The sequence below is a fragment of the Ruegeria atlantica genome (assembly GCF_013032005.1).
In the GTDB taxonomy this organism is placed as follows: Bacteria; Pseudomonadota; Alphaproteobacteria; order Rhodobacterales; family Rhodobacteraceae; genus Ruegeria; species Ruegeria atlantica_A.
This window is the reverse complement of record NZ_WQBE01000028.1, coordinates 1-1,396: the sequence shown is the minus strand read 5'-3', so window position 1 is coordinate 1,396 and position 1,396 is coordinate 1. Positions and strand designations below refer to the sequence as shown.

2 protein-coding genes are annotated in these 1,396 nt (G+C 50.9%); both read left to right on the top strand.

What is annotated here, in order from left to right:
* Window positions 1–168: 168 nt before the first annotated feature.
* Window positions 169–798, top strand: coding sequence for a response regulator transcription factor (locus tag GOX21_RS21410; protein ID WP_254428658.1), 630 nt, complete (start codon window positions 169–171; stop codon window positions 796–798).
* A gap of 44 nt (window positions 799–842) precedes the next feature.
* The gene (locus tag GOX21_RS21405) at window positions 843–1,229 is read left to right on the top strand and encodes a DDE-type integrase/transposase/recombinase (protein WP_302476834.1); all 387 of its coding nucleotides are present in this window, start codon (window positions 843–845) and stop codon (window positions 1,227–1,229) included.
* Window positions 1,230–1,396 lie beyond the last annotated feature (167 nt).

Here is a 1,396-nt window from a genome sequence, read left to right as displayed (position 1 = left end):
GCCGAATAGAAAACGCGGCCTTGTCTTACGACGCAACGTAACTTACTACTGCTTTGGGACTTCTAATAGGATTAGAAAAAAACTACCCGTTTTGGCAGAAATACCGCGGTATACCAAATTAGTACCTATTCTTACGGGTAGGTTTTGGGGTTTTTGGGTGTAAAATCAATGGCAGAGCCTTCACAGCAACCGATTAACGTTATGCTTGCCGACAACAATCCACTGGTATTGTCGGCCATGTCCGAGATTTTCGAGCGTGATCCACGATTCTCTCTGGTGGCAACATCAGCAACCGCCGAAGGCTTCTTGGGCGCGGTTATGAGAGTTCCGGTCAAGGTCTGCGTGATCGCCTGGAATTTGCCGGTCTTGGGCGCCGCCAAATTGATCGAGGTTCTGCGGGAACAGGAGAACGCGCCCCGTTTCGTCGTATATGGAGACGATGCCGGAGACGTGCCGCGCCTTGCTATGCAGGCAGGAGCTGCGGGGTTCGCATCCCGGTCAGGTGAGGTCGATGTTTTGCTGGAAACTTGTTCGGATGTTGCCCGAGGCAAGATGGTTTTTCCGTTCATCGATGTTCGGAAAATGCAGCAGGATCCAATTCACAGCCTGTCTCGTAAAGAGCGCGTCATCCTTGAAGCGTTGGCCAAGGGCCTGTCCAATCGTGAACTTTCGAAGGACCTGCAAATCTCGACAAATACCGTCAAATTTCACCTGAGCAACATCTATGAAAAGCTCTCGGTTAAAAACAGGGCGCAAGCGATTGCATTCTACTATTCTTCTGGCGCAGCCTCAGATTAACAGATTTGCGCCTATGGCCGAGCATTTACTAGCTATCACGCTATATGTGGAAGCCCAAGCAGGCCAAAACGCTCGAATTCAAGCTTTCAGAACGTCGCAGCAAACAGGTCGCCACAAAGTTCTTCGCCAAGATGCTGGAGGTCAACGGCCTCCCACGAAAGATTGTCATCGGCAAAAGCAGCACAAACACTGCGGGTATCAAAGCAATCAACAGAATGCTCAAGGGTTTTGATTGCCCGATACCAATAGAGATGGTCAGACGGAAGTACCTGAACAATATTGTCGAACAGGACCACCTGTTCATTAAGAGGCGAACAAGACCGATGCTTGGGGCTAAGGTCTTCGCATCAGCCGAGGCAAGCTTGGACGAGATCGAAATTGTGCACATGATTACTCCGAGCCCGTATGTTCAATTCGTCGAATTGCATTAATAGACCCGCCTGTTGTATGGCGCCTGCTGTCAGGTTACGCAGACGCTTTCATCGCTTTTGAGTGGCGACGGAACGTGACGCAAACTCCATGAGGCGCCTGAACTTTGGGCATTCCATATGGGTCTCTGCCGGACAATCCGCCACGTGACGCAACGCATCGCGTAGCC

Coding starts and splice junctions, on each gene's coding strand:
- GOX21_RS21410 (WP_254428658.1), top strand. CDS start 169: ATGGCAGAGCCTTCACAGCAACCGATTAACGTTATGCTTGCCGACAAC.
- GOX21_RS21405 (WP_302476834.1), top strand. CDS start 843: ATGTGGAAGCCCAAGCAGGCCAAAACGCTCGAATTCAAGCTTTCAGAA.